The sequence below is a fragment of the Kluyvera genomosp. 1 genome (genome assembly GCF_001266615.1).
GTDB classification, from domain to species: Bacteria; Pseudomonadota; Gammaproteobacteria; order Enterobacterales; family Enterobacteriaceae; genus Kluyvera; species Kluyvera cryocrescens_A.
The window spans coordinates 107,779-133,976 of the sequence record NZ_LGHZ01000018.1 but is presented as its reverse complement, the minus strand read 5'-3'; the positions used below and the strand labels follow the sequence as shown (position 1 = coordinate 133,976).

The following is a 26,198-nucleotide window of genomic DNA, read 5'->3' as shown; positions in this document are numbered from 1 at the left end:
TCAGCGAAACTGTGTTTTACGCAGCGCCAGATAATCCAACAGGCAGCCAAACACAATTCCAGCAAAGGCTATCAAAACCCCCGCTTCAAGTATCAATCCAGACCAGGTTAGGGTGGTGAAATTGAGGGCATTGCTTATCAGCATCATCAGCCAGATTCCCAGCAGTACAGTGCCAATCAACAGTAAACGCAGGGCAGAACGATATCCACCGCTGTAGCTGCTGCGCGGCATAAACTGCTCGGTTTGCTGGGTATACTCCAGCGTTCGGCGACACACTAACAACAATAAGATCCCTGGAACTGCCGCCACGACTGAGAACAGATAGAACGTTGGCCAGCCGTGGGCTTCAACAAACCAACCGGCAATGGGGCCGACGTAAACACGGCCAACGGCAGAAAGTGCCGACAGCAGCGCAAATTGGGTTGCCGAGAAAGACTTGTTACATAAGGTCATCAGCAGCGCGACAAACGCCGCCGTCCCCATACCACCGCACAGGTTTTCAAAGAATACCGCCGCTGCCATGGAGTAAATATGTTTGTCGGTGACCGACAGCATCCAGTAACCGGCATTGGAGACGCCCTGCAAAATGCCGAAGATCAGCAGTGCGCGGAACAGTGTCAGGCGCTGCATCAGCACGCCGCCGTACAGTGCACCGAGAATGGTGGCAAACAGGCCAAGCGTTTTGTTAACCATGCCGACCTGTCCGGCGTCAAAACCCACGCCGCGAATCAGGAACGTGGTGGTCAGGCTCATGGCGAAAGCGTCGCCGAGTTTATACATCACAATCAGCAGTAGAATGAGCCAGGCATTATTGCGGCCAAAGAAATCTTTCAGCGGCGCGACAACCGCTTGTTCGAGGCTTTTAGGGACCGGGATCACATCGCTGGGTTCAGGGGCGAGCAGGGTGGCGATAATACAAGGGATCAGCAGTGCGGCCATCAGCCAGTACATACCCTGCCAGCCGAGCCATTTATCAGCTAGCCACAGCGCTAAACCGCCGGAAACCAGCATCCCCAGGCGGTAGCCCAGCACGCTGATTGCCGCGCCCGCACCGCGCTCTTCTGTCGGTAATACATCGGTCTTCCAGGCGTCAAAAACGATATCCTGGGATGCTGAACAGAACGCGATAACCACTGCCAGTGCTGCCATCCAGCGGAGTTGCGTCGAGGGTTCGAGAAAGCCCATTGCCGCAATGGCAATCAGCAATAAACATTGGGTCGCCAGCAGCCAGCCGCGACGACGACCTAAAAACGGCGGCGTGTAGCGGTCCATGACCGGCGACCAAAGAAACTTAAAGACGTAGGCCTGGCCAACGAGGGAAAAGAAACCGATGGTTTTCAGATCGATATTCTCGACCGTCATCCACGCCTGTAGCGTCCCGGACGTTAAGGCAAGCGGTAAACCGGAGGCAAAGCCAAGAATCAGCAGAATGGCTGATTTCGGTTGCTGAAATATTCGCAGATAGTGATTAGACATGGGTTTTAACGTTCAGACCCGGCATAAGCCGGGTCTGTGACGAGATTAGCGCGCGTTCTGCTTGATAAAATCGTGGATGGTGGTGTCCTGGGACATATCCGCGATGGTATCGCTCAGTACGCTATCAACCGTATCGGAAATATTCTTGTTAGAGGCCTGGAACGCCCCTTCAACGGAATAGTTCGAACGGTAGTTTTTAGTCATCTTGTTACCGTTAGCCGCGGTCGCGATGATAGCGATATCCGCTTTGGTATTGATGTTGTAACGCACGTTACCCTGGGAAACGTCGGCGTAAAGCTGGCTTACGATAATCTGCAGATTTGCCGCACCGTTAGGGCCAATCATGTAACCACGCGCAGCCATCTGTTTTTCCAACACTTCTTGCATCAGGAAGCGCAGATCGCGAGAAGGGGTAAGGGTAACCAGCTGGTTGTTGCGGGTCACTTTTGCCAGTGCCTGATCCTGACGCTGGTCGGCGCCGTTGATGCTGACGGTCACGCCCATCAGGCTCGGATCCTGCTGTGGCAGGGCAATCTTAGGCGACACGTCAACGGTGGTCGGGGGCGTTACGCATCCTGACAACATAAACAGTGCTACCAAGGGGAAGAGGATTTTTTTTAACATGTTAGGGGTCTCAAAACGCATTGTTTACTGATAATCCCCGCCATCATAACATCGCCAACGGCGAGGGGAAGTAGGCAATGCATGTAAATTCATCATGTTGATGTTTTTATGCTCTTGCATACAAAAAGCAGGGGTATTTAAGATGAAGGCGCATTGTAAAAGGCGTTAACTTCATCTACTTGACAAATAAAATGGCGCGAACGCTAATTTTTTGTTGCCTTTGTGTAATGGAGTCAGTAAAAGCGGCTAACATTTAAAGGGATAGGCGGCATCTTAACGTTGTCGGAGGAGTAATATCATGATGATGCGTGAACAAATCGAAGAAAAATTAAGGGCAGCGTTTGATCCTGTGTTCCTGGAAGTTGTCGATGAAAGCTACCGCCACAACGTACCGGCAGGCTCCGAGAGCCATTTCAAAGTTGTGTTGGTTAGCGACAGATTCACCGGCGAGCGATTCCTGAATCGTCACCGGATGATCTATGGCACCCTGACAGAGGAGTTTGCTTCTACCGTACATGCTTTGGCATTGCATACTTACACGCGAAAAGAGTGGGAAGGTTTACAAGATACCGTCATTGCCTCTCCACCTTGCCGTGGCGCGGGTACTATCGCGTAGAAAAGGCATTTGCAACGCGGAACTTTTCCAGTATGTTGCGTACAGATTATGAGAAAACGGCCTGCGGGCCGTTTTGTTTTGTCTGAATTTTGAGCGCAAAAGACAGTATTCAGACAAAAATTAGCCGGGAATTGTGAAAAATGCCGCAGCAACGCGTGATAACCGTTCTCGACTCATAAAAGTGATGCCGCTATAATGCTGCGTCTTATTTTTCGGAATGTCTTCGGGATGATTCTGGCTACAGGGAATGTGTTTCTGATTTAAAGATAACGTCCCAGTACTGCAAGGCATGATTCAGAGTTGACCGAGCACTGTGATTTTTTTGAGGTAACAAGATGCAAGTTTCAGTTGAAACCACTCAGGGCCTTGGCCGCCGTGTAACGATTACTATCGCTGCTGACAGCATCGAAAACGCTGTAAAAAGCGAGCTGGTCAACGTAGCGAAAAAAGTACGCATTGACGGTTTCCGTAAAGGTAAAGTACCGATGAATGTTGTTGCTCAGCGTTATGGCGCTTCCGTGCGTCAGGACGTTCTGGGTGACCTGATGAGCCGCAACTTTGTTGATGCGATCATCAAAGAGAAGATCAACCCAGCTGGCGCACCGAACTACGTTCCGGGCGAATACAAACTGGGTGAAGACTTCACTTACGCAGTAGAATTCGAAGTCTATCCAGAAGTTGAACTGAAAGGTCTGGACGCTATCGAAGTTGAGAAACCAGTTGTTGAAGTGACTGAAGCTGACGTTGACGGCATGCTGGACACCCTGCGTAAGCAGCAGGCAACCTGGAAAGACAAAGATGGCGCAGTTGACGCTGAAGACCGTGTAACCGTTGACTTCTCCGGCTCTGTAGACGGCGAAGAATTCGAAGGCGGCAAAGCGACTGATTTCGTACTGGCAATGGGCCAGGGTCGTATGATCCCAGGCTTTGAAGACGGTATCAAAGGCCACAAAGCAGGCGAAGAGTTCACTATCGACGTGACCTTCCCAGAAGAATACCACGCTGAAAACCTGAAAGGTAAAGCGGCTAAATTCGTTATCAACCTGAAAAAAGTTGAAGAACGTGAACTGCCAGAACTGACTGCTGAATTCATCAAACGTTTCGGCGTTGAAGATGGTTCCGTAGAAGGTCTGCGTGCTGAAGTGCGTAAAAACATGGATCGCGAGCTGAAAGGCGCGGTACGTAACCGTGTTAAAACTCAGGCAATCGAAGGTCTGGTACAGGCTAACGAAATCGACGTGCCTGCTGCCCTGATCGACAGCGAAATCGACGTTCTGCGCCGTCAGGCTGCACAGCGTTTCGGTGGCAACCAGCAACAAGCGATGGAACTGCCTCGCGAGCTGTTCGAAGAGCAGGCTAAACGCCGCGTTGTTGTTGGTCTGCTGCTGGGCGAAGTGATTCGTACCCACGAGCTGAAAGCTGACGAAGCACGCGTTGCTACCCTGATCGAAGAAATGGCCTCTGCCTACGAAGATCCGAAAGAAGTTATTGAATTCTACAGCAAAAACAAAGAGCTGATGGAAAACATGCGCAGCGTCGCTCTGGAAGAACAGGCTGTTGAAGCGGTTCTGGAAAAAGCGAAAGTGACTGAAAAAGCAACTTCCTTCAATGAACTGATGAACCAGCAGGCGTAATTTCGCTTTCCGGTTTACGGTTTTGAGAAAAGCCCGTTGCCTTTTGGTGACGGGTTTTTTTTTTATTGCAGCGATAGCCACTGCGAGCGTGATAAAAGGGCTTTTCGGTATTAGCGTAACAACAAAATATTGTTATGCTTGAAATAGGGTAAGATCGTACCCATTACTGGGGGAACGAATCACTCGCCACATCTCTATAATCAGAATGCTGTGGCTATATTATTTTTTATCCAGGAGACGGACATGTCATACAGTGGCGAACGAGATAACTTAGCACCCCACATGGCCCTGGTGCCGATGGTCATTGAACAGACCTCCCGTGGCGAACGTTCTTTTGATATCTACTCCCGTCTGCTTAAAGAGCGCGTTATCTTTCTGACCGGCCAGGTGGAAGACCACATGGCGAACCTGATTGTGGCGCAAATGCTGTTTCTGGAAGCGGAAAACCCGGAAAAAGATATTTACCTGTACATCAACTCCCCAGGTGGCGTGATTACGGCTGGGATGTCTATTTATGACACCATGCAGTTCATTAAGCCGGACGTCAGCACCATTTGTATGGGGCAAGCGGCGTCCATGGGCGCGTTTCTGCTGACGGCAGGCGCAAAAGGTAAGCGTTTCTGCTTGCCTAACTCCCGCGTGATGATTCACCAGCCTTTGGGCGGCTATCAGGGGCAGGCGACGGATATTGAAATCCACGCCCGTGAGATCCTGAAAGTGAAAGGACGTATGAATGAGCTTATGGCGCACCATACCGGCAAATCTTTAGAGCAGATTGAAAGTGACACTGAACGTGACCGTTTCCTGTCTGCCTCTGAAGCTGTGGAGTATGGTTTGGTTGACTCAATCCTGAGTCAGCGTAACTAATGTCATGACGGCACGTGCCGCCGCAGGGTATATACTACTAGAGGCGGCACAACGCTCGCGTAGCAGCTTGCGCTTAAGAATGGCATTTGCGTCGTCATATGCGGCACAAAGAACTTAAAAAGAGGTTTTGACTCATGACAGATAAACGCAAAGATGGCTCGGGCAAACTGTTGTACTGCTCTTTTTGCGGCAAAAGCCAGCACGAAGTGCGTAAGCTCATCGCCGGCCCATCCGTGTATATCTGCGACGAATGTGTCGACTTATGTAACGACATCATTCGCGAAGAGATTAAAGAAGTAGCGCCACATCGTGAACGCAGCGCGCTGCCAACGCCACACGAAATTCGTCACCATCTTGATGACTATGTCATCGGTCAGGAACAGGCGAAAAAGGTGCTGGCGGTTGCAGTTTACAACCACTACAAACGTCTGCGTAACGGCGATACCAGCAACGGTGTTGAACTCGGCAAAAGTAATATTCTGCTGATTGGCCCAACGGGTTCCGGTAAAACGCTGCTGGCGGAAACGTTGGCGCGCCTGCTGGACGTACCGTTCACCATGGCGGATGCCACCACGCTGACCGAAGCCGGTTATGTGGGTGAAGACGTTGAAAACATTATTCAGAAACTGCTGCAGAAGTGCGACTACGACGTACAGAAAGCGCAGCGCGGTATTGTTTACATCGATGAAATCGACAAGATCTCCCGTAAATCCGACAACCCGTCGATTACGCGTGATGTGTCCGGCGAAGGCGTACAGCAGGCTCTGCTGAAGCTTATCGAAGGCACCGTGGCTGCCGTTCCGCCGCAGGGTGGACGTAAGCATCCGCAGCAGGAGTTCCTGCAGGTTGATACTTCTAAGATTCTCTTTATCTGCGGCGGCGCATTTGCAGGCCTGGATAAAGTGATCGGCAACCGCGTAGAAACCGGTTCAGGTATCGGCTTTGGTGCAACCGTGAAATCGAAAACGGATAAAGCCAGCGAAGGCGAACTGCTGACCCAGGTTGAGCCAGAAGATCTGATCAAATTCGGTCTGATCCCTGAGTTCATCGGCCGTCTGCCAGTGGTTGCTACGCTGACTGAACTGAGCGAAGAAGCGCTGATTCAGATCCTGAAAGAGCCGAAAAACGCCCTGACCAAACAGTATCAGGCGCTGTTTAATCTTGAAGGCGTGGATCTGGAATTCCGTGACGAAGCGCTGGACGCTATCGCCAAGAAAGCCATGAGCCGTAAAACCGGTGCCCGTGGTCTGCGTTCTATCGTTGAAGCCGCACTGCTCGAAACCATGTACGATCTGCCTTCCATGGAAGACGTCGAAAAAGTGGTTATCGACGAGTCGGTCATCAACGGTCAAAGCGAACCGCTGCTGATTTATGGCAAGCCGGAAGCACAGCAGGCATCTGGCGAATAATTCACCAGTTCATACAATCAGTTAATCAAAAAGGGGGGATTTTATCTCCCCTTTTATTTTTCCTGATTCATAGCGTTGAATGTGTGGAATACATCCCCATATACTGGTTACATGTTAATGGTTGTGTGAAGCACAGTCGCATGACCAGCTTACCTGGCGGACACTAAACTAAGAGAGAGCTCTATGAATCCTGAGCGTTCTGAACGCATTGAAATCCCCGTATTGCCGCTGCGCGATGTGGTGGTTTATCCGCACATGGTCATTCCCTTATTTGTAGGGCGGGAAAAATCTATCCGTTGTCTGGAAGCGGCCATGGATCATGATAAAAAAATCATGCTGGTCGCGCAGAAAGATGCTTCAACGGATGAGCCGGGTGTAAACGATCTTTTCACCGTCGGGACCGTGGCCTCTATTTTACAAATGCTGAAACTGCCCGACGGTACGGTAAAAGTACTGGTCGAAGGTTTGCAGCGTGCGCGTATCTCTACGCTTTCCGACAACGGCGAACACTTCTCGGCGAAAGCGGAATATCTGGAGTCGCCGGCGATTGAAGAGCGCGAGCAGGAAGTCCTGGTGCGCACGGCAATCGGTCAGTTTGAAGGCTATATCAAGCTGAACAAGAAAATCCCACCAGAAGTGCTGACGTCGCTCAACAGCATCGACGACCCTGCACGTCTGGCGGATACCATCGCCGCGCACATGCCGCTGAAGCTGGCAGATAAACAGTCCGTCCTCGAGATGTCCGACATCAACGAGCGCCTGGAATATCTGATGGCGATGATGGAGTCGGAAATCGATCTGCTGCAGGTTGAGAAGCGTATTCGCAACCGCGTTAAAAAGCAGATGGAGAAGTCTCAGCGTGAGTACTATCTGAATGAGCAGATGAAGGCCATTCAGAAAGAACTTGGCGAAATGGACGAAGTTCCCGATGAAAACGAAGCGCTGAAGCGTAAGATCGACGCGGCGAAAATGCCGAAAGAGGCGAAAGAGAAAACTGAAGCCGAACTGCAGAAGCTGAAAATGATGTCGCCGATGTCAGCGGAAGCCACCGTGGTTCGCGGTTATATCGACTGGATGGTGCAGGTGCCGTGGAACACGCGCAGCAAGGTTAAAAAAGACCTTCGCCAGGCGCAGGAAATCCTCGATACCGACCATTACGGCCTCGAACGCGTCAAAGACCGTATTCTTGAGTATCTTGCGGTTCAAAGCCGTGTGAACAAGCTCAAAGGGCCAATTCTGTGCCTGGTAGGGCCTCCGGGTGTGGGTAAAACCTCCCTGGGCCAGTCCATTGCTCAGGCGACCGGACGTAAATATGTCCGTATGGCTCTCGGTGGCGTGCGTGACGAAGCGGAAATTCGCGGTCACCGTCGTACCTACATTGGTTCGATGCCGGGTAAATTGATTCAGAAAATGGCGAAAGTGGGCGTTAAAAACCCGCTGTTCCTGTTGGATGAAATCGATAAAATGTCTTCGGATATGCGCGGCGATCCAGCCTCCGCTCTGCTGGAAGTTCTTGATCCAGAACAGAACGTGGCGTTCAGCGATCACTACCTGGAAGTGGATTACGATCTCAGCGACGTGATGTTCGTTGCGACATCGAACTCCATGAACATTCCGGCACCGCTGCTGGATCGTATGGAAGTGATTCGTCTGTCGGGCTATACCGAAGATGAAAAACTGAACATCGCCAAACGTCACCTGCTGCCGAAGCAGATTGAGCGTAACGCACTGAAAAAAGGCGAACTGACGGTAGACGACAGCGCGATTGTCGGCATCATCCGTTACTACACCCGCGAAGCGGGCGTACGTAGCCTTGAGCGTGAAATCTCAAAACTGTGCCGTAAGGCGGTGAAACAGCTGCTGCTGGATAAAGAGCTGAAACACATCGACATTAACGGCGACAACCTGCACGACTATCTGGGTATTCAGCGCTTTGACTACGGTCGCGCCGACGAAGAAAACCGCGTAGGTCAGGTCACAGGTCTTGCGTGGACGGAAGTGGGCGGCGATCTGCTGACCATCGAAACCGCCTGCGTCCCAGGCAAAGGTAAATTGACCTATACCGGTTCTCTGGGCGAAGTGATGCAGGAATCCATTCAGGCTGCGCTGACCGTGGTGCGTGCGCGTGCGGAAAAACTGGGTATTAATCCGGACTTTTACGAAAAACGCGACATCCACGTTCACGTACCGGAAGGGGCGACGCCGAAAGATGGCCCAAGTGCGGGTATCGCAATGTGTACCGCTCTGGTCTCCTGCCTGACCGGCAACCCGGTTCGCGCAGATGTGGCGATGACGGGTGAAATCACCCTGCGTGGCCTGGTGCTGCCAATCGGTGGTCTGAAGGAAAAACTGCTGGCTGCACACCGTGGCGGTATTAAGACAGTTCTGATTCCTGACGAGAACAAACGCGATCTGGAAGAGATTCCAGATAACGTTCTGGCCGATCTGGATATCCATCCTGTTAAGCGCATTGAGGAAGTTCTGGCTCTGGCGCTGCAGAATGAACCGTCTGGAATGCAGGTTGTAAGCGCAAAATAGTGACCTCGCGCAAAGAGCGTTAATAAAAATAAGGCTGGCAAGCATAAACTGACTTGCCAGCCTTTTTTTGTCTCGCTAATTTAGACGGCTGGCAGGTGTGTCGTCGACAACGGGTGTTGTAAGGGCATGGTAGTCCTGATATAACTGCTCCGCGATCGCATCGCGAAGGATTCCGGTGCGATATAAATAATAAAGAGAGGAAGAGAACAGTGAACAAATCTCAACTGATTGACAAAATTGCTGCTGGCGCGGATATCTCCAAAGCTGCAGCTGGACGTGCGTTAGATGCTTTAATTGCTTCTGTTACTGAATCTCTGCAAGCTGGGGATGACGTTGCACTGGTAGGTTTCGGTACCTTTGCTGTCAAAGAGCGTGCTGCCCGTACTGGCCGCAACCCTCAGACCGGTAAAGAGATCACTATCGCTGCGGCTAAAGTACCGGCATTCCGTGCAGGTAAAGCACTGAAAGACGCGGTAAACTGATCCCTTTCCCGTTACGGGAATGTGGTTAAGTACAAGGGCGCATCGACTGATGTGCCTTTTTTTATGCCTTATTGTGACGTTTTAACAGTTTATATGCGGTGTTTGCTGACAACCGCCCCGGTTTCTTGTCAAAATACGGCCTCACGCGCAGCAGTCATCACGTGCTATGCTGCACGAGGTATTTGTCACCTACAGCGGAGTGTTGTTACACCATGATGGACAATTTACGCACGGCAGCCAATAGCGTCGTGATCAAAGTCATTTTCGGTCTCATAATCGTGTCGTTCATTTTGACCGGCGTGAGTGGTTATCTGATCGGCGGTAACAATAATTTTGCCGCGAAAGTGAATGGCCAGGAAATCGGCCGCGGCCAGTTTGAGAATGCTGTTGCTAGCGAGCGTAACCGCATGCAGCAGCAGTTGGGCGATCAGTTCTCTGAGCTGGCTGCTAATGAAAACTATATCAAAACCATGCGTCAGCAGGTGCTGAACCGTCTTATCGACGAAGCGCTGCTTGATCAGTATGCGAAAGACCTTGGTCTTGGCATCAGCGACGAGCAGGTGCGTAAAGCGATTTTCGCCACCCCGGCATTCCAGGTGGACGGCAAATTTGATAACACCCGCTACAACGCACTGGTGAATCAGATGGGCATGACCGCTGACCAGTACGCGGCAGCCCTGCGCAACCAGCTGACTACACAGCAGCTGATTAACGCCGTTGCCGGTACCGACTTCATGCTGCCAGGCGAAACCGACCAGTTGGCTGAACTGGTTTCCCAGCAGCGTCTGGTTCGTGAAGCAACCATTGATGTTAACGCGCTGGCGGCAAAACAGCAGGTTAGCGACGCAGAAATCAGCAGCTACTACGAGCAGAATAAAGGTCAGTTCGTGTCGCCTGAGCAATTCCGCGTAAGCTATATCAAACTGGATGCAGCCTCCATGGCGCAGAACGTCTCTGACGAAGAAATTCAGTCCTACTACGATCAGCATCAGGACCAGTTCACCCAGCCGCAGCGTAATCGCTACAGCGTTATCCAGACTAAAACTGAAGCCGATGCCAAAGCGGTTCTTGATGAGCTGAACAAAGGCGGTGACTTTGCGGCTCTGGCGAAAGAGAAATCCGCTGACATTATCTCTGCCCGTAACGGCGGTGATATGGGCTGGCTGGAAGAGTCGACGACCCCTGACGAACTGAAAAATGCCGGCCTGAAAGATAAAGGTCAACTGTCTGGTGTGATTAAGTCCTCCGTGGGGTTCCTGGTTGCGCGTCTGGATGATGTTCAGGCCGCGAAAGTGAAACCGCTGGCAGAAGTCCGCGACGATATTGCGAACAAAGTGAAGCAGGAAAAATCTCTCGACGCGTACTACGCGCTGCAGCAGAAAGTCAGCGACGCGGCAAGCAATGATAACGACTCGCTGGCGGGCGCTGAGCAAGCAGCAGGCGTGAAAGCCGTTGAAACCGGTTGGTTCGATCACAGCAGCCTGCCTGCTGAACTGAACTTCAAACCCGTATCCGACGCTATTTTCAATGGCGGTCTGGTTGGCGAAAATGGTATGCCGGGCAGCAACTCCGACATCATTACCGTGGATGGCGACCGTGCCTTCGTGCTGCGCGTGAGCGAACACAAAGCGGAAGCGGTGAAACCACTGGCCGAAGTGAAAGCCCAGGTGACTGATATCGTTAAACACAACAAAGCAGAGCAGCAGGCTAAACTGGATGCGGACAAACTGCTGGTTGCGTTGAAAGACGGTAAAGGTGATGAAGCGCTGAAAGCCGCTGGTTTGAGCTTTAGTGCCAGCAAAACGCTGAGCCGTGCCGGTCAGGATCCACTGAGCCAGGCGGCATTCTCACTGCCGCTGCCGCAGAAAGACAAACCAAGCTACGGTATCGGCAACGATATGCAGGGCAACGTGGTTCTGTTGGCGCTGGACGAAGTGAAAGCAGGCGAAATGCCAGAAGCGCAGAAGAAAGCGATGGTGCAGGGGATTACCCAGAACAACGCCCAGATCGCTTTCGAAGCGATGATGAACAACCTGCGTAAATCAGCGAAGATTAAGCTCGGCGATATCATCGACCAGCAGCAATAATCTGAACTCACCTCGCATTTAATTGTAATGCGATGTACTTCTCAAAGGCCGCTTTCGCGGCCTTTTCCACATTTTAAATCTGCCTTTTGAACGGTATCGCGTCTGCCGCTATGGTTTTCTCGTTATCAATCAACAAGGAGAAATCAGTATGAAATGTGGAATCAAAATGTGCGTTATGGCTGCCGTGATGGCCTGCGCAGGGATGAGTTTTAGTGCTCAGGCAGCTCAGACTGCGACGGTAAAAGCACCCGTAACACAAACCAAAGCGGATGATGCATCAGGTGAACAGGCCAAAGCGTCTTCCGCCAGTAAAACGAGCGACGATGAAGGTACCCGGGTCAGCATTAACTCTGCGACAGCCGAGGCGCTGGCGCAGGCAATGAACGGTGTTGGGCTGAAAAAAGCGCAGGCCATTGTGAGCTATCGCGAAGAGTACGGCCCGTTTAAAACGCTCGACGATCTTAAGCAGGTTCCCGGTATGGGGAACTCGTTGGTTGAGCGAAATCTTGCCCGCATCACGCTTTAATTTATCCAGAGTGTTTGCACTCGCCTGAAAATTTGCCAGACTAAAGAGGTCATACCAGTGGTGTGACCTCTGACTCTATTTAAAATATCTACACAAAATCATTCAAGTTGCATCAAGGCGGCAAGAGAGTGAATTCCGATGAGCTACTCAAGCTAGTGATTCGGGTGAACGAACGCAGCTAACGCGAAGGCAGCTTGAAAGATAACGTGTATAAAATAATAAGGCTATGGCGCTATGCAGACACAAATTAAAGTTCGCGGTTACCACATGGACGTTTACCAACACGTCAACAACGCTCGCTATCTTGAGTTTCTCGAAGAAGCCCGCTGGGAGGGGCTGGAGAGCAGTGCAGGTTTCCAGTGGATGAGCGCAAACCACATCGCCTTTGTGGTGGTGAATATTAATATTAACTATCGCCGTCCTGCAGTATTAGGCGATCTGCTGACGGTGACCAGTCAAGTGCAGCAACTGAATGGCAAAAGCGGTGTGCTAAGCCAGGTGGTGACGCTGGAGCCCGAAGGGCAGGTCGTGGCGGATGCGCTGATCACCTTTGTCTGCATCGACCTGAAGACGCAGAAAGCGCTGGCGCTGGAAGGGGAGTTGCGTGACCATCTTGAGGCGATGGTCGAGTGATTGGCCTGCCCGGGCTTCCCACGTTCGCCCGGGCTTTTGGCTGAACCACTTTACGGCATATCTTCCGGGTTCGGTGCTAACGCCATCCGGAACATCCTCAGGCTTATTTGAGTCCGGTTTTCTGCTTCATGGCTGCCATCACGCCGGGTTTATCCGCCAGATAATGGTTAAGGCCATTGGCGCGCAGGCTACAGGCTGCACAGTGCCCACACCCGTCGCCTTTAACACCGTTATAGCAGGTCAGCGTTTCGGTACGTACCAGGTCCAGTTTATCCCAGTAGTCCGCCAGCGCCCAGGTCTGCGCTTTATCCAGCCACATCAGCGGCGTTTCAAAACGAATATCTTTTGCCATTCCTAGGCTTACTGCATGATTAAGCGCTTTGACGAACTCATCGCGGCAGTCCGGGTATCCGGAAAAGTCGGTTTCACATACGCCGGTAATAACCGCTTCGGCCTTCACCTGGTAGGCATAAATGGCCGCCAGCGTCAGGAACAGAATATTGCGTCCTGGCACGAAGGTATTAGGGATACCGTTGGCATCGGGCTCGTAATCGGGAACCGGAATGCTGTCGCGAGTCAGGCTGCTAACCGCCAGTTCGTTTAATAAAGTGACATCCAGAACTTTATGCGCACGTGCGCCGAGGGTAAGCGCCAGTTCGCGGGCTACGTCAATCTCGGCGCGATGGCGCTGGCCATAATCAAACGTGACGCAGTGAACTTCATCATATTGATGCAGGGCCTGCACCAGGCATGTAGTGGAATCTTGTCCACCGCTAAAGACGACAACGGCACGTTTCATGGCATTTCCTGTCTGTGGTTCTCAAAGCCGCTATGGTAACGCCTGTGCGTCGCGGCGACCAGCTTCTTCACCGCGTACCCGGCGGCAACCAGGCTTCGGAGAAATCGAACCAGCCTCGGGCGTTCAGGCGAATACCGTTAACGCCTGGCGGCGCGCTGACCTGATATTGATAGTTAAACAGCGGCGTCAGAATGGCGTCATTCATCAGACGGGTAAAAATACGTTTGAGCGCAGCAATGCGCAGCGAATCGTCTGGCTGCGCTTGGGCTTCATCCAGAGAGTGTTGGACGCGTTGCGCCTGTTCATCGGTAAACAGCGCAGGCCACAGGGCATCGCAGCGTAACCACTGCTCCAGCGCGTACTCGGGCATTTCACCAATTAAACGGTCACCCATAAACAGGTCCGCCTGCGGCAAGTCCGTGCAGCCGTTCCAGCTTTTAGCATCGTAGAAAATGACTGTCAGTTCGCAGCCAAGCTGGGCCAGCGCGTTTTTTAACTGCTCGGCCATGGTGTGCAGTTCGACGGGGAGATGATAGATAAGCGTAAGCTGGGGCGGCAGCGCAACGTCAGGGTCATCCTGGGCGAGTGGAATCGCCCAGCCCGGCAGCATCTCCTCGCTGGGCGTAATTAGATTTTCACCCAGCGGAAGGCTTTGCAGTAGCCCGGAACGATGAATAAGCGTCATTACCCGCTGCGCCTGCGCCATGCTGAGCCGTGGGCTCTGGCGCAGCGCCAAATAGCAAAAGCCCAGGCTGATACTGTGGCTCACCAGCCGCAGTTCCCCCAGTTCTTCTGGTTTTCCAATCGCGATTTGCACTGGATGCTGGCAGCTGGTGCCTAAACCTTGTTCAAATAGTTGTGGCGTGATCCAGTATTCAATCGCCTGCAGCAGCGGGTGGCCAAGATGGTAACGATGATGACTTTCAATGCGTACCAGTTCCGGTTCGAAGATTTTGTACATGAACGGGCCGGTACCTTGTTCTGGCTCATCCGGATGTGCCAGCACGCTACAATAGCTCGCTAACCGGTGTGCGAGCCAATAGTCCGGCCGGTGCAGAGTAAAGGTCAGGCACTGTGGATGCGTCTGGCTAATGTCCTTGACGCTGGAGAATAACCTTGCCAGTTCAGGGAGCATCAGCAGCATGAGCAGCCGGCGACGCAGTTGATCGGTCTCTACCGCATCACCGTTGTGCCAGTGCAGCGTGGAACGAATGTAAAATTGCCAGCATAGGCCGTCTGGCGAGACTGACCAATGGTGCGCCAGGTCGCCGCGCGGCTGCGAGGCATCATGATTAAAACGGGTCAACCCAGAGTATATTTGCCCGGCCAGATGCTGCTCGGCGCGCCCGGCGAGAAAACCAGGCTGCAGCGGCTCAAGGCGGCGGTAGTAGGGGATTCGCAGCGTCGGCGTGTTGTTTTGCCACTGACCCCCGAGAAATGGATGTAGCAGTGCCCGCAGCTCCACCGGTGCAATTTGTGCCAGCTCCAGCGCGTTATGCTGCTGTCCGCGTTCTAGCGCCGTTTCCATCATCTCGTTGCGCAGCGTCTCCGGCGTGGTGTGAAACGTCAGGGTCCCTCGTTTGCCTCGCCCGGACTGCGCCTGCCAGCTAAGCCACCGCGCGTCCTGCGCCTGACGTAACAGCGTACGGATATGCCGCTCGCTGCAAAAACAGAGGGCAGCCAACTCGGCGATGGTGACCCGCTGCGTTTCACCCTGCGAAGGCTGCCACAGACGCTGAAACTGGTTTAAACGATTTAACAGACGCATAGAAACCCGGAACAATAAATGTGAAGTATTCAGTATTACTTCCGTATATCCCAGCGGATACTGGGTGGCAAGAGAGAGCGATCACAGGTGGGATAAATAATGGCAAGACTGGCAGCGTTTGATATGGATGGCACCCTTCTGATGCCTAACCATCGTTTGGGTGAGAGAACCATTGCGGCGCTTAAACGGCTGCGCGAACGCGATATTACGCTGACTTTTGCCACCGGGCGCCACGTCCTGGAAATGCGTCCGCTGATTGAATCGCTGTCGCTGAACGCCTATCTCATTACCGGCAACGGCACGCGTCTACATTCGCAGCAGGGCGAAGTGATGCATCGCAGCGATCTCTCCCCGGATGTTGCCGAACAGGTGCTGCATAGTCACTGGGATACCCAGGCCAGTGTTCATGTCTTTAACGATAACGGCTGGTTTACCGGGCGTGAAATTCCCGAAATGCTGCAGGCGCATGTCTACAGCGGTTTTCGCTACCAGCTGCGCGATCTGCGACGGATCCCGGCGCATCAGGTAACTAAAATCTGTTTCTGCGGCGATCACGACGATCTCTGCCGCCTGCGAATTCAACTGGTGGAGGCATTGGATAAGCGCGCCAACATCTGTTTCTCGGCGGTTGATTGTTTGGAAGTGCTGCCCCCGGATAGCAATAAAGGCGCTGCGCTGTCGGTGCTGGGTAACCATATCGGCGTTGGAATGGATGAATGCATGGCCTTTGGTGACGCGATGAACGACCGTGAAATGCTGGGGCTGGTGGGGCGTGGAGTCATTATGGGCAACGCGATGGGGCAACTGAAAGCCGCATTGCCCCATCTGCCGGTTATCGGAAACTGCACCAGTCAGGCGGTTTCCCACTATTTAATGCATTGGCTGGATACACCGAATCTTCCTTATTCCCCCGAATAGAGAAAATTTCCAGCAAGCCAGGCTCAAATGATGCCTGGCTTTTTTTATTGCCCGATGAGCTGCTGAATCTGATGCTGCCATGGCATTACGTCGCCAATGTTCGCGGCCACCCACTGTGGATTGTAATAGGTATCGAGATAGCGCTCGCCGCTGTCGCACAGCAGCGTCACAATCGCCCCCGTTTTGCCCTCGGCGCGCATTTGCGCGGCGAGCTGCAGTGCGCCCCACATATTGGTCCCGGTGGACGCACCGACCTTACGACCCAACTGGGTCTCCAGCCACTGGGCGGTGGCGACGCTCGCGGCATCCGGTACGCGCATCATGCTATCCACCACATCCGGAATGAACGACGGTTCGACGCGAGGGCGACCGATTCCTTCAATTTTGCTACCTACGGTGCCGCGAAGGCTGGCGTCGCGCTGCTGCCAGTAATCCATAAACACCGAGTTTTCAGGATCGACTACCATCAGCTGCGTTTCATAGCCCTGGCAACGAATATAGCGACCAATGGTGGCGGAGGTGCCGCCAGTACCCGCACTCATCACTATCCAGGCCGGAACCGGATTGGGTTCGTGAGACATTTGGCGGAAAATACTGTCGGCGATGTTGTTGTTACCGCGCCAGTCGGTGGCGCGCTCGGCATAGGTGAACTGGTCCATATAGTGGCCGTTCAGCTCACGGGCCAGTTTTTCCGACGCAGCATAAATTTCACAGGCGCTCTCCACGAAATGGCAGCGGCCGCCGTAAAACTCAATCTGTTCGATTTTTCGTTTTGCGGTGCAGGAAGGCATAACGGCGATGAATGGCAGCCCAAGCAGGCGGGCGAAATAGGCTTCTGATACCGCCGTTGAACCGGATGATGATTCAATAATGGTGGTGCCTTCTTTTATCCAGCCGTTGCACAGACCGTACAAGAACAGCGAGCGCGCCAGACGGTGCTTCAGGCTGCCGGTCGGATGGGTGCTTTCATCTTTGAGATACAGCTGAATGCCGGGAAAAGCAGGTAGCGCCAGACGAATCAAATGCGTATCGGCGCTGCGTTGATAATCGGCGTTAATTTCGCTAATGGCGTTTTTGACCCAGGTGCTATTCATCGTGTTTATCCGTTTGTCATTTTGTGCCCAGCATAGCGAAAAGCACAGAAAAAATTGTTGCCATCTGGCCTTTAAAATAGAATGAAGGGAGAAATATTTTCTCCCGGTGGCCCATATGCTAGATAAAATTGACCGAAAGCTGCTCTCGCTTCTGCAGAATGACTGCACGCTCTCTTTGCAGGCGCTCGCCGATGCCGTTAATCTGACCACCACACCGTGCTGGAAACGGCTCAAACGTCTCGAAGACGATGGCGTTTTGATTGGGCGCGTCGCGCTGCTTGATGCGGAAAAGCTGGGGCTTGGGCTGACGGCTTTCGTGCTGATTAAGACCCAGCACCACAGCAGCGAATGGTACAGTCTCTTTGTCAGCGAAGTGACGAAAATGCCTGAAGTCCTCGGTTTTTGGCGCATGGCCGGGGAATATGACTACCTGATGCGCGTTCAGGTGGCTGACATGAAGCGCTACGATGATTTTTATAAAAGCCTGGTGAACCGCGTTCCTGGACTGTCGGACGTCACCTCGAGCTTTGCGATGGAACAGATCAAATCCACTACCGCTCTCCCCATCGGATAACACACTTTATCTCTGGAATTTTACCGCGTGCGATTATTTGCTCAATTAAGCTGGTACTTCCGTCGGGAATGGCGTCGCTATCTCGGCGCAGTTTCCCTGCTCATTATCATTGCTATCCTGCAGCTTATCCCGCCGAAGGTGGTGGGTATTGTGGTTGATGGCGTCACTCAGCACCACTTCACCGCTGGGAAGCTGATGATGTGGGTTGGCACTATGGTTCTGATTGCCGTGGTGGTTTACCTGCTGCGCTACGTCTGGCGCGTGCTGTTGTTTGGGGCGTCCTATCAGCTCGCAGTTGAACTGCGGGAAGATTTCTACCGCCAACTCAGCCGCCAGCATCCTGAATTTTATCTTCGCCACCGCACCGGCGATCTGATGGCGCGCGCCACCAACGATGTGGACCGCGTGGTGTTTGCCGCTGGCGAAGGGGTGCTGACGCTGGTGGACTCGCTGGTGATGGGCTGTGCGGTGTTGATTGTGATGTCGACGCAGATAAGCTGGCAGCTGACGCTGCTGGCGCTGGTACCGATGCCGATTATGGCGCTGGTGATTCATCGCTACGGTAATCTGCTGCACGAGCGCTTTAAGCTGGCGCAGGCGGCATTCTCCAGCCTTAACGATCGTACTCAGGAGAGCCTGACCAGTATCCGCATGATCAAGGCGTTTGGCCTTGAAGACCGTCAGTCTGCACAGTTTGCTGCTGATGCGGCGGACACCGGGATTAAAAACATGCGCGTGGCGCGCATTGACGCGCGTTTCGATCCGACTATCTATATTGCCGTCGGGATGGCGAACCTGCTGGCGATTGCCGGCGGCAGCTGGATGGTGATGCAGGAAGCGCTAACGCTCGGTCAGTTAACCAGCTTTATGATGTATTTAGGGCTGATGATTTGGCCAATGCTGGCGTTGGCGTGGATGTTTAACATCGTCGAGCGCGGCAGCGCTGCTTATAGCCGTATCCGCACGCTGCTGGCGGAAGCGCCTGTGGTGGATGACGGGACTCAGACCGTGCCTGAAGGACGCGGTACGCTGGCGCTGGCCATTCGTCGCTTTAGCTACCCAAAAACGGATAAACCGACGCTGACCGATGTTGATGTCACTCTGAAACCGGGAAATATGCTCGGTATCTGCGGGCCAACCGGATCGGGGAAATCGACCATTCTCTCGCTGATTCAACGCCATTTTGACGTCGATGAAGGCGATATTCGCTTCCACAACATTCCGCTGCGCCAGCTGCAGCTGGATGCCTGGCGTAGCCGCCTGGCGGTGGTGAGCCAGACCCCGTTCCTGTTTTCTGACACGGTGGCCAGCAACATTGCGCTCGGCTGCCCGAGTGCCACGCAGGAAGAAATTGAACAGGCGGCGCGGCTGGCCTGCGTTCATGACGATATTCTGCGTCTGCCGCAGGGTTATGAAACGGAAGTTGGCGAGCGTGGAGTGATGCTCTCAGGCGGACAAAAACAACGTATCTCGATTGCCCGTGCGCTGCTGCTGGATGCAGAAATCCTGATCCTCGACGATGCGCTGTCGGCGGTCGATGGTCGCACCGAGCATCAAATTCTGCATAACCTGCGCCAGTGGGGGGAAGGGCGGACGCTTATCATCAGTGCCCACCGCTTGTCGGCGCTGCTCGACGCCAGCGAAATTATCGTGATGCAGCACGGGCATATCGCCCAGCGTGGCCAGCATGAACAGCTGGCGGCACAGTCAGGCTGGTATCGCGACATGTATCGCTATCAGCAACTGGAAGCCGCATTGAACGATGCGCCGGAAGAAGAGAACACGGAGGTGGCCAATGCGTAGTTTTGGGCAACTGTGGCCAACCTTAAAACGCCTGCTGGCCTATGGCTCACCGTGGCGCAAACCACTGTCGATAGCCGTTTTAATGCTGTGGATCGCCGCGGCGGCAGAAGTCAGCGGGCCGCTGCTGATAAGCTATTTTATTGACAATATGGTGGCGAAAGACGTGCTGCCGTGGGGAAAAGTCGTTGGACTGGCTGCCGCTTATATTGGCTTGCAGCTGCTGGCCGCAGGGTTGCATTACAGCCAGTCGTTGCTGTTTAACCGCGCCGCCGTAGGCGTGGTGCAGCAGTTGCGTATCGATGTGATGGATGCCGCGTTGCGCCAGCCGCTCAGCGAATTTGATACCCAGCCGGTGGGGCAGCTCATTTCCCGCGTCACCAACGATACTGAAGTGATTCGCGATCTGTATGTGACGGTGGTGGCAACGGTGCTGCGCAGCGCAGCGCTGATTGGGGCAATGTTGGTGGCGATGTTCAGCCTCGACTGGCGCATGGCGCTGGTGGCGCTGGCTATCTTCCCGGCGGTGATGACGGTGATGATTATCTATCAACGCTATAGCACGCCGATTGTGCGCCGCGTCCGGGCCTATCTGGCGGATATTAACGACGGTTTTAATGAAGTCATCAACGGAATGAGCGTTATCCAGCAGTTCCGCCAGCAGGTGCGCTTTGGGGAGCAGATTGGTGAAGTGAGTCGTTCGCATTATCTGGCGCGTATGCAGACGCTGCGGCTGGACGGCTTCCTGCTGCGTCCGCTGCTCAGCCTGTTCTCTTCACTGGTGCTGTGCGGCCTACTGATGCTGTTTGGTTTTAGTGCAACAGGCTCTATTGAGGTCGGCGTGTTGTATGCCTTTATTAGCTATCTAGGCCGTCTCAATGAACCGTTGATTGAACTGACGACTCAGCAATCAATGCTGCAACAGGCAGTAGTCGCCGGTGAACGCGTCTTTGAGTTGATGGATCGCCCACGTCAGCAGTATGGCCAGGATATTGCGCCGCTGGCGAGCGGCGATATTGATATCGATGACGTGTCCTTTGCTTACCGTGACGACAAAATGGTGCTGCAAAACATCTCGCTGTCGATCCCGGCGCGCAGTTTTGTCGCGCTAGTGGGGCATACCGGGAGTGGCAAAAGTACGCTGGCCAGCCTGTTGATGGGTTATTACCCGCCTAATTCGGGGGAAATTCGTCTTGGTGGCCGTCCGTTGCCAACCCTGAGTCACCAGGTGCTGCGTGAGGGCATCGCGGTGGTGCAACAAGATCCGGTAGTGCTGGCCGATTCATTCTTTGCCAACGTGACCTTGGGGCGCGATATTAGCGAAGAGCAGGTTTGGCAGGTGCTAGAAACGGTGCAGCTGGCGGAGATGGTGCGGGGCATGAGCGATGGCCTTTACACACATCTTGGGGAGCAGGGGAATAATCTTTCTGTCGGGCAAAAACAGCTGCTGGCGCTGGCCCGCGTGCTGGTGGATACCCCGCAGGTACTGATCCTTGACGAGGCCACGGCCAATATTGACTCCGGCACCGAGCGCGCGATTCAGCAGGCGCTGGCTGCCGTGCGTCAGCACACCACGCTGGTGGTGATTGCCCACCGTCTGTCGACCATCGTCGATGCTGATACCATCATGGTGCTTCATCGCGGGCAGGCGGTTGAGCAGGGTTCTCACCAGCAACTGCTTGAAGCAAAAGGGCGTTACTGGCAGATGTATCAACTTCAGCTGGCCGGTGAAGAGCTGGCTGCGAGTGCTCAGGATGATGCATTGACCGCCTAATGCACCAGCGTCAGGCATTTTTCTAACAGAATGCCTTTGTGACACGCATCATGCACCCGCATGGTGCGTTTTTCTTTTTTCTCCCGCCATTTTGCCGCCATAACCCCTGATTTCACCGCCTGGTATCGTGCTTTGAATTTTTGGCACGCCGCTTGCTTTATCTCTTTTGTGTTCGCAGCCATTACCGAATTCTGACTGGAGGGGATCTATGAAGCTGGTTACCGTGGTAATCAAACCATTCAAACTTGAAGACGTTCGCGAAGCGCTGTCTTCAATTGGCATTCAGGGCTTAACGGTGACAGAAGTGAAAGGCTTCGGTCGCCAGAAAGGTCATGCTGAGCTATACCGCGGCGCGGAATACAGCGTCAACTTCCTGCCGAAAGTAAAGATTGATGTGGCTATCGCCGACGATCAGCTCGATGAAGTCGTCGATGTGATCAGCAAAGCCGCTTACACCGGAAAAATTGGCGACGGTAAGATTTTTGTCGCCGAACTGCAGCGCGTTATCCGTATTCGTACCGGCGAAGCCGACGAAGCGGCGTTGTAATTCCCAGCCAGCACAGTGATAGGGATCGAGATGATGAAAAAAACAATGGTAAAAACGGGGTTGAGCGCACTGGCGCTGTTGCCGGGTCTGGCGATGGCCGCCCCTGCGGTTGTGGATAAGGCCGATAACGCCTTTATGATGCTGTGTACCGCGCTGGTGCTGTTTATGACTATTCCGGGCATTGCGCTGTTCTACGGCGGCCTGATCCGCGGTAAAAACGTGCTCTCCATGCTGACTCAGGTGGCGGTGACCTTCGCGCTGGTCTGCGTGCTGTGGGTGGTTTACGGCTACTCACTGGCCTTCGGCACCGGCGGCAGCTTCTTCGGCAGCTTCGACTGGGTGATGCTGAAGAATATCAAGATTACTGACCTGATGGGCTCCTTCTATCAGTATATCCACGTGGCGTTCCAGGGCTCCTTTGCCTGTATCACCGTGGGCCTGATTGTGGGCGCGCTGGCGGAGCGTATTCGCTTCTCTGCCGTGCTGATCTTCGTGGTTATTTGGCTGACGCTCTCCTACGTGCCGATTGCGCATATGGTCTGGGGCGGCGGTCTGCTGGCAAGCCACGGTGCGCTCGACTTTGCCGGTGGCACCGTTGTACACATTAACGCCGCCGTTGCTGGCCTGGTGGGTGCGTACCTGATTGGGAAACGTGTGGGCTTTGGCAAAGAAGCATTTAAACCGCACAATCTGCCGATGGTATTTATCGGTACCGCAATCCTCTACTTCGGCTGGTTCGGTTTCAACGCCGGTTCTGCTAGCGCTGCGAACGAAATTGCCGGTCTGGCGTTCGTCAATACCGTGGTTGCTACCGCGGCCGCTATCCTCGGCTGGGTGTTTGGTGAGTGGGCTCTGCGCGGTAAGCCATCTCTGCTGGGCGCGTGTTCTGGTGCGATTGCAGGTCTGGTTGGTATTACGCCAGCGTGTGGTTATATCGGGGTCGGCGGCGCGTTGATTCTGGGTATCATTGCTGGTCTGGCGGGGCTGTGGGGCGTAACTTCGCTGAAACGTCTGCTGCGCGTCGATGACCCTTGTGATGTGTTCGGCGTGCACGGTGTGTGCGGCATCATCGGCTGTATCCTGACCGGTATCTTTGCTTCTACGGCGCTGGGTGGTGTGGGCTATGCAGAAGGCGTGACCATGGGCCATCAGGTGCTGGTACAGCTGGAAAGCATCGGTATCACCATCGTTTGGTCTGGCGTCGTGGCTTTCATCGGCTACAAAGTGGCAGATTTGACCGTCGGTCTGCGTGTTCCAGAAGATCAGGAACGTGAAGGTCTGGACGTCAACAGCCACGGCGAAAACGCCTACAACGCCTGATATCCCTAATCAGGGGAGGCGGGGACGCCGACCCTGGGTTTTTCGACAACGAAGTTTGCGCCTCGCCCGAAAGACCGGAAGTTATCTCCAAAGCCAAAAAAGCCTCCCAATGGGAGGCTTTTTTGTGCGTGTGCTACGGATTATCCGCGATGACGCATCACCCCTTCCTGAACCGTGGAGGCGACCAGAATGCCGTCCTGGGAATAGAATTCACCGCGCACAAAGCCGCGCGCGCTGGAAGCAGAAGTGCTTTCTACACTATACAGCAACCATTCGTTGAGATTGAACGGACGGTGGAACCACATGGAGTGATCAATGGTTGCGACCTGCATGCCTGGTTCGAGGAAGCCTACGCCATGAGGCTGGAGCGCAACTGGCAGGAAATTGAAGTCTGAAGCATAGCCCAGCAAATATTGATGAATATGCAAATCGTCCGGCACGGCACCGTTGGCGCGCATCCATACCTGTCGATGCGGCGCTGCGGTATGGCCTTTCAGCGGATTGTGGAATTCAACCGGGCGAATTTCAATCGGTTTATCGCACAGAAACTTCTCAGCAACCTGCGGCGGCAGCAGATGCGACAGCGAGCGGGCAATATCGGTTTCCGACGGCAGGCCATCAGGTGACGGGGCCTTCGGCATGGTTTTCTGGTGCTCGTAGCCGCTCTCTGGCGCCTGGAAGGAGGCCGTCATGTAGAAGATAGGCTTGCCGTTTTGAATCGCAGCCACGCGACGTGCGCTAAAGCTATTGCCGTCACGCAGGACTTCGACATCGTAAATAATCGGCTTCTGGCTGTCGCCAGGGCGCAGGAAGTAGCTGTGAAAGGAGTGAACTAAACGGTCGGCCGGTACGGTTTCTTTCGCCGCATACAGCGCCTGTCCCACAACCTGTCCGCCAAATACCTGACGCAGACCCAGATCTTCGCTCTGACCGCGGAACAGACCCTCTTCAATTTTTTCCAGATTTAATAACGTCAGCAGATTCGATAGCGCCTGGCTCATTGGTACCCTCTATAATTTTACTATCCTATACCCGTCATACTTCACGTTGCATACGCGTTGGCAGCGTTCGTTCCCCCCTAGCTACTTACCTGAGTAAGCTCCTGGGGTTCACTTGCTTGCCGCCTTCCTGCAACTCGAATGATTTAGGGCATAACGCTAGGTGAATGCTTCCATTATAACGTAATTTCGCGAGTGGTCCGATGGGTTCAATTGTCTGAATAATGGGGCGTTTGCAGGCATTAATGTGAAATATGTGCCACACTTAAGCGGTTAAAGTTGTTAAGGCGTTGTCACTCAATTGAGAAGATTGCCTTAATTCGAGTGAGCAAAAAGGAGAATGCTAATGAAACTTGTGCCGATCTTAAGCGGTCTGGCGATTGCACTGGCCGTTGCTGGCTGTGCGCAGACGCACCAGCAAAGTCAGAATCAGACACCAGCACCAGAAGCAGCGGCCGCGCAGCAAGCGATATCCGGGCCGAATGTCTCCGGTAATGTCCTCATCCGCCAGAAAGTGGCGCTGCCGCCTGATGCGGTATTAACGGTGACGTTGTCCGATGCGTCGCTGGCCGACGCGCCATCGAAGGTACTGTCGCAGAAAGTGACCCGTACGGAAGGGAAACAGGCACCGTTTAGCTTTGTGCTCCCGTATAACCCGGCCGATATCCAGCCAAATGCCCGTATCCTGTTAAGCGCGGCGGTCACCCTCAACGGTAAGCTGCTGTTTATCACAGATACCATCCAGGAAGTGATCAACCACGGCGGTACCAAAGCTGACCTGATCATGGTTCCAGTGCAGCAAACGCCGGTCCCGGTTCAGGACGCGGCGCCAGTCCAGGTTCCATAAGTGCAGTCAGCTAGATGACAGATGCCCTCCACCGTGAGGGCATTTTTTTGTCAGCTTTACGGACTGGTGTCGGGAAGTTAGTACTGCCAGCGGTATTTTTGCATATCAATTTGCCCACTGCCGGAAACCTGAACGCCGTCGGCCAGTAGAGCCTGACGCTGTCGCTGAAGGTCTGGGCCGGTGAGTGAAATGGCGCCATGGCGATTGACCACTCGATGCCACGGCAGCGTCGAACCTTCCGGTAAACGTCGGAGTACGCCTCCAACCTGTCTAGCCGCGCGCGGAGAACCCGCCAGCCTGGCGATGTCGCCGTAGGTGGTGACATAACCTTCCGGGATCGCAGCAACGATTTGCCATACCCGATGCGGGAAAGAATCTTGTTCGTCCATAGTCTATTCCTGAAGACAGAACTCTCAGCATAATCAGACTGATGGTCGCTGTGAAGAGGGGATTGCGCAAGAATCCAGCAGGTAAAAGCGGATAGCTTGCAATTGACCGGCTCAGCAGTGATAATGCGCCAGCGCGTTGGGAACAACGCTCTCAATGGGGGCCCTGTTGGTTCTCCCGCAACGCTACTCTGTTTACCAGGTCAGGTCCGGAAGGAAGCAGCCAAGGCAGATGACGCGTGTGCCGGGATGTAGCTGGCAGGGCCCCCACCCATTTATGCCTCTCTGAATCCTCGATCTTCTCAAATAGATTAAATCCATAATATAAGAATGGTTATTTGCATCCGCATTTTTGTACCCGTTCAATTAAACTTCATTACCTTGTAATAATACTGTCATCTCTGTGTCATAAATTGTATTTAAATTAACATTAGGCATTCATATCGCTCAGAATGTTATAAATATATTTGTGGAATGTACT

At 53.5% G+C, this 26,198-nt stretch carries 24 protein-coding genes and 1 other RNA gene; 17 read left to right on the top strand and 8 right to left on the bottom strand.

Going from position 1 to position 26,198, the window contains the following annotated elements:
- Together ampG and KP80_RS11960 are read right to left on the bottom strand one after the other, a co-directional pair.
- The gene (ampG, locus tag KP80_RS11965) at window positions 1-1,476 is read right to left on the bottom strand and encodes a muropeptide MFS transporter AmpG (protein ID WP_052283862.1); all 1,476 of its coding nucleotides are present in this window, start codon (window positions 1,474-1,476) and stop codon (window positions 1-3) included.
- A gap of 45 nt (window positions 1,477-1,521) precedes the next feature.
- Window positions 1,522-2,100 (bottom strand): lipoprotein, encoded by a 579-nt coding sequence (locus tag KP80_RS11960; RefSeq protein ID WP_052283950.1) that lies wholly within the window; start codon window positions 2,098-2,100, stop codon window positions 1,522-1,524.
- A 298-nt stretch (window positions 2,101-2,398) separates the two neighbouring features.
- On the opposite strand from KP80_RS11960, the gene bolA reads away from it, so the two are divergent.
- The 9 genes from bolA to KP80_RS11915 all read left to right on the top strand — a co-directional run bounded on the left by bolA (window position 2,399) and on the right by KP80_RS11915 (window position 12,892).
- Entirely contained in the window at window positions 2,399-2,716 is a 318-nt protein-coding gene (bolA, locus tag KP80_RS11955; RefSeq protein WP_052283861.1) for a transcriptional regulator BolA, read from the top strand.
- 335 nt (window positions 2,717-3,051) lie between these two features.
- Complete coding sequence (gene tig, locus KP80_RS11950) at window positions 3,052-4,350, top strand: trigger factor (RefSeq protein ID WP_052283860.1); 1,299 nt, start codon at window positions 3,052-3,054, stop codon at window positions 4,348-4,350.
- A 243-nt stretch (window positions 4,351-4,593) separates the two neighbouring features.
- Window positions 4,594-5,217, top strand: a complete 624-nt coding sequence (clpP, locus tag KP80_RS11945; protein WP_052283859.1) for an ATP-dependent Clp endopeptidase proteolytic subunit ClpP — start codon at window positions 4,594-4,596, stop codon at window positions 5,215-5,217.
- Window positions 5,218-5,351: 134 nt separating this feature from the next.
- Window positions 5,352-6,626, top strand: a complete 1,275-nt coding sequence (clpX, locus tag KP80_RS11940; protein WP_052283858.1) for an ATP-dependent protease ATP-binding subunit ClpX — start codon at window positions 5,352-5,354, stop codon at window positions 6,624-6,626.
- Between the two features lie 183 nt (window positions 6,627-6,809).
- On the top strand, window positions 6,810-9,164 hold the full coding sequence (gene lon, locus KP80_RS11935) for an endopeptidase La (protein ID WP_052283857.1): 2,355 nt from the start codon (window positions 6,810-6,812) through the stop codon (window positions 9,162-9,164).
- 209 nt (window positions 9,165-9,373) lie between these two features.
- Window positions 9,374-9,646, top strand: a complete 273-nt coding sequence (hupB, locus tag KP80_RS11930) for a nucleoid-associated protein HU-beta (RefSeq protein WP_035895161.1) — start codon at window positions 9,374-9,376, stop codon at window positions 9,644-9,646.
- Window positions 9,647-9,858: 212 nt separating this feature from the next.
- A complete protein-coding gene (gene ppiD, locus KP80_RS11925; RefSeq protein WP_052283856.1) occupies window positions 9,859-11,733 on the top strand; it encodes a peptidylprolyl isomerase in 1,875 nt (624 codons plus the stop codon).
- A gap of 148 nt (window positions 11,734-11,881) precedes the next feature.
- Entirely contained in the window at window positions 11,882-12,259 is a 378-nt protein-coding gene (locus tag KP80_RS11920; RefSeq protein ID WP_052283855.1) for a helix-hairpin-helix domain-containing protein, read from the top strand.
- 234 nt (window positions 12,260-12,493) lie between these two features.
- Complete coding sequence (locus KP80_RS11915) at window positions 12,494-12,892, top strand: YbgC/FadM family acyl-CoA thioesterase (protein ID WP_052283854.1); 399 nt, start codon at window positions 12,494-12,496, stop codon at window positions 12,890-12,892.
- A gap of 103 nt (window positions 12,893-12,995) precedes the next feature.
- Here the strand turns inward: KP80_RS11915 and queC are convergent, their stop codons facing one another.
- Together queC and KP80_RS11905 are read right to left on the bottom strand one after the other, a co-directional pair.
- The gene (gene queC, locus KP80_RS11910; RefSeq protein ID WP_052283853.1) at window positions 12,996-13,691 is read right to left on the bottom strand and encodes a 7-cyano-7-deazaguanine synthase QueC; all 696 of its coding nucleotides are present in this window, start codon (window positions 13,689-13,691) and stop codon (window positions 12,996-12,998) included.
- A gap of 67 nt (window positions 13,692-13,758) precedes the next feature.
- On the bottom strand, window positions 13,759-15,459 hold the full coding sequence (locus KP80_RS11905; RefSeq protein WP_052283852.1) for an SgrR family transcriptional regulator: 1,701 nt from the start codon (window positions 15,457-15,459) through the stop codon (window positions 13,759-13,761).
- Window positions 15,460-15,558: 99 nt separating this feature from the next.
- Here KP80_RS11905 and cof point away from each other — a divergent pair, with 99 nt between their 5' ends.
- Window positions 15,559-16,377, top strand: coding sequence for an HMP-PP phosphatase (gene cof / locus KP80_RS11900; protein WP_052283851.1), 819 nt, complete (start codon window positions 15,559-15,561; stop codon window positions 16,375-16,377).
- Window positions 16,378-16,421: 44 nt separating this feature from the next.
- Here the strand turns inward: cof and KP80_RS11895 are convergent, their stop codons facing one another.
- Window positions 16,422-17,471 (bottom strand): PLP-dependent cysteine synthase family protein, encoded by a 1,050-nt coding sequence (locus KP80_RS11895; protein WP_052283850.1) that lies wholly within the window; start codon window positions 17,469-17,471, stop codon window positions 16,422-16,424.
- Between the two features lie 115 nt (window positions 17,472-17,586).
- Here KP80_RS11895 and KP80_RS11890 point away from each other — a divergent pair, with 115 nt between their 5' ends.
- The 3 genes from KP80_RS11890 to KP80_RS11880 are packed head-to-tail and all read left to right on the top strand — an operon-like array spanning window position 17,587 to window position 21,619.
- Entirely contained in the window at window positions 17,587-18,045 is a 459-nt protein-coding gene (locus KP80_RS11890; RefSeq protein WP_052283849.1) for an Lrp/AsnC family transcriptional regulator, read from the top strand.
- A 27-nt stretch (window positions 18,046-18,072) separates the two neighbouring features.
- Window positions 18,073-19,848 (top strand): SmdA family multidrug ABC transporter permease/ATP-binding protein, encoded by a 1,776-nt coding sequence (locus KP80_RS11885; protein WP_052283848.1) that lies wholly within the window; start codon window positions 18,073-18,075, stop codon window positions 19,846-19,848.
- Entirely contained in the window at window positions 19,841-21,619 is a 1,779-nt protein-coding gene (locus KP80_RS11880; protein WP_052283847.1) for a SmdB family multidrug efflux ABC transporter permease/ATP-binding protein, read from the top strand. The genes KP80_RS11885 and KP80_RS11880 overlap by 8 nt, the downstream gene beginning before the upstream one ends.
- Here the strand turns inward: KP80_RS11880 and KP80_RS11875 are convergent.
- Window positions 21,616-21,801, bottom strand: coding sequence for a hypothetical protein (locus tag KP80_RS11875; RefSeq protein ID WP_052283846.1), 186 nt, complete (start codon window positions 21,799-21,801; stop codon window positions 21,616-21,618). The two genes, KP80_RS11880 and KP80_RS11875, sit on opposite strands and share 4 nt — an antisense overlap.
- Before the next feature lie 26 nt (window positions 21,802-21,827).
- Here KP80_RS11875 and glnK point away from each other — a divergent pair, with 26 nt between their 5' ends.
- Together glnK and amtB are read left to right on the top strand one after the other, a co-directional pair.
- Window positions 21,828-22,166 carry a P-II family nitrogen regulator gene (gene glnK, locus KP80_RS11870; protein ID WP_004858743.1) on the top strand — a complete coding sequence of 113 codons (339 nt, stop codon included), beginning with the start codon at window positions 21,828-21,830 and terminating at the stop codon, window positions 22,164-22,166.
- 33 nt (window positions 22,167-22,199) lie between these two features.
- Window positions 22,200-23,486 carry an ammonium transporter AmtB gene (gene amtB / locus KP80_RS11865; protein WP_052283949.1) on the top strand — a complete coding sequence of 429 codons (1,287 nt, stop codon included), beginning with the start codon at window positions 22,200-22,202 and terminating at the stop codon, window positions 23,484-23,486.
- A gap of 140 nt (window positions 23,487-23,626) precedes the next feature.
- Here amtB and tesB read toward each other — a convergent pair whose 3' ends face one another.
- On the bottom strand, window positions 23,627-24,487 hold the full coding sequence (gene tesB / locus KP80_RS11860; RefSeq protein WP_052283845.1) for an acyl-CoA thioesterase II: 861 nt from the start codon (window positions 24,485-24,487) through the stop codon (window positions 23,627-23,629).
- 343 nt (window positions 24,488-24,830) lie between these two features.
- Here tesB and KP80_RS11855 point away from each other — a divergent pair, with 343 nt between their 5' ends.
- Window positions 24,831-25,331, top strand: a complete 501-nt coding sequence (locus KP80_RS11855; protein ID WP_052283844.1) for a YbaY family lipoprotein — start codon at window positions 24,831-24,833, stop codon at window positions 25,329-25,331.
- Between the two features lie 77 nt (window positions 25,332-25,408).
- Here KP80_RS11855 and KP80_RS11850 read toward each other — a convergent pair whose 3' ends face one another.
- Window positions 25,409-25,720 carry an MGMT family protein gene (locus KP80_RS11850; protein ID WP_052283843.1) on the bottom strand — a complete coding sequence of 104 codons (312 nt, stop codon included), beginning with the start codon at window positions 25,718-25,720 and terminating at the stop codon, window positions 25,409-25,411.
- A gap of 164 nt (window positions 25,721-25,884) precedes the next feature.
- On the opposite strand from KP80_RS11850, the gene ffs reads away from it, so the two are divergent.
- Window positions 25,885-25,981: signal recognition particle sRNA small type (gene ffs, locus KP80_RS22440), an RNA gene on the top strand.
- The last annotated feature ends 217 nt before the right edge of the window (window positions 25,982-26,198 follow it).

Excerpts from the sequence above, each read along its gene's own strand:
- KP80_RS11875 (WP_052283846.1), bottom strand. The coding sequence starts at position 21,801 with ATGGCTGCGAACACAAAAGAGATAAAGCAAGCGGCGTGCCAAAAATTC.
- glnK (WP_004858743.1), top strand. The coding sequence starts at position 21,828 with ATGAAGCTGGTTACCGTGGTAATCAAACCATTCAAACTTGAAGACGTT.
- KP80_RS11880 (WP_052283847.1), top strand. The coding sequence starts at position 19,841 with ATGCGTAGTTTTGGGCAACTGTGGCCAACCTTAAAACGCCTGCTGGCC.
- KP80_RS11960 (WP_052283950.1), bottom strand. The coding sequence starts at position 2,100 with ATGTTAAAAAAAATCCTCTTCCCCTTGGTAGCACTGTTTATGTTGTCA.
- KP80_RS11895 (WP_052283850.1), bottom strand. The coding sequence starts at position 17,471 with ATGAATAGCACCTGGGTCAAAAACGCCATTAGCGAAATTAACGCCGAT.
- cof (WP_052283851.1), top strand. The coding sequence starts at position 15,559 with ATGGCAAGACTGGCAGCGTTTGATATGGATGGCACCCTTCTGATGCCT.
- KP80_RS11905 (WP_052283852.1), bottom strand. The coding sequence starts at position 15,459 with ATGCGTCTGTTAAATCGTTTAAACCAGTTTCAGCGTCTGTGGCAGCCT.
- lon (WP_052283857.1), top strand. The coding sequence starts at position 6,810 with ATGAATCCTGAGCGTTCTGAACGCATTGAAATCCCCGTATTGCCGCTG.
- clpP (WP_052283859.1), top strand. The coding sequence starts at position 4,594 with ATGTCATACAGTGGCGAACGAGATAACTTAGCACCCCACATGGCCCTG.
- tesB (WP_052283845.1), bottom strand. The coding sequence starts at position 24,487 with ATGAGCCAGGCGCTATCGAATCTGCTGACGTTATTAAATCTGGAAAAA.
- ppiD (WP_052283856.1), top strand. The coding sequence starts at position 9,859 with ATGATGGACAATTTACGCACGGCAGCCAATAGCGTCGTGATCAAAGTC.
- tig (WP_052283860.1), top strand. The coding sequence starts at position 3,052 with ATGCAAGTTTCAGTTGAAACCACTCAGGGCCTTGGCCGCCGTGTAACG.
- KP80_RS11915 (WP_052283854.1), top strand. The coding sequence starts at position 12,494 with ATGCAGACACAAATTAAAGTTCGCGGTTACCACATGGACGTTTACCAA.
- KP80_RS11850 (WP_052283843.1), bottom strand. The coding sequence starts at position 25,720 with ATGGACGAACAAGATTCTTTCCCGCATCGGGTATGGCAAATCGTTGCT.
- amtB (WP_052283949.1), top strand. The coding sequence starts at position 22,200 with ATGAAAAAAACAATGGTAAAAACGGGGTTGAGCGCACTGGCGCTGTTG.
- KP80_RS11920 (WP_052283855.1), top strand. The coding sequence starts at position 11,882 with ATGAAATGTGGAATCAAAATGTGCGTTATGGCTGCCGTGATGGCCTGC.
- KP80_RS11890 (WP_052283849.1), top strand. The coding sequence starts at position 17,587 with ATGCTAGATAAAATTGACCGAAAGCTGCTCTCGCTTCTGCAGAATGAC.
- queC (WP_052283853.1), bottom strand. The coding sequence starts at position 13,691 with ATGAAACGTGCCGTTGTCGTCTTTAGCGGTGGACAAGATTCCACTACA.
- KP80_RS11855 (WP_052283844.1), top strand. The coding sequence starts at position 24,831 with ATGAAACTTGTGCCGATCTTAAGCGGTCTGGCGATTGCACTGGCCGTT.
- ampG (WP_052283862.1), bottom strand. The coding sequence starts at position 1,476 with ATGTCTAATCACTATCTGCGAATATTTCAGCAACCGAAATCAGCCATT.
- clpX (WP_052283858.1), top strand. The coding sequence starts at position 5,352 with ATGACAGATAAACGCAAAGATGGCTCGGGCAAACTGTTGTACTGCTCT.
- bolA (WP_052283861.1), top strand. The coding sequence starts at position 2,399 with ATGATGATGCGTGAACAAATCGAAGAAAAATTAAGGGCAGCGTTTGAT.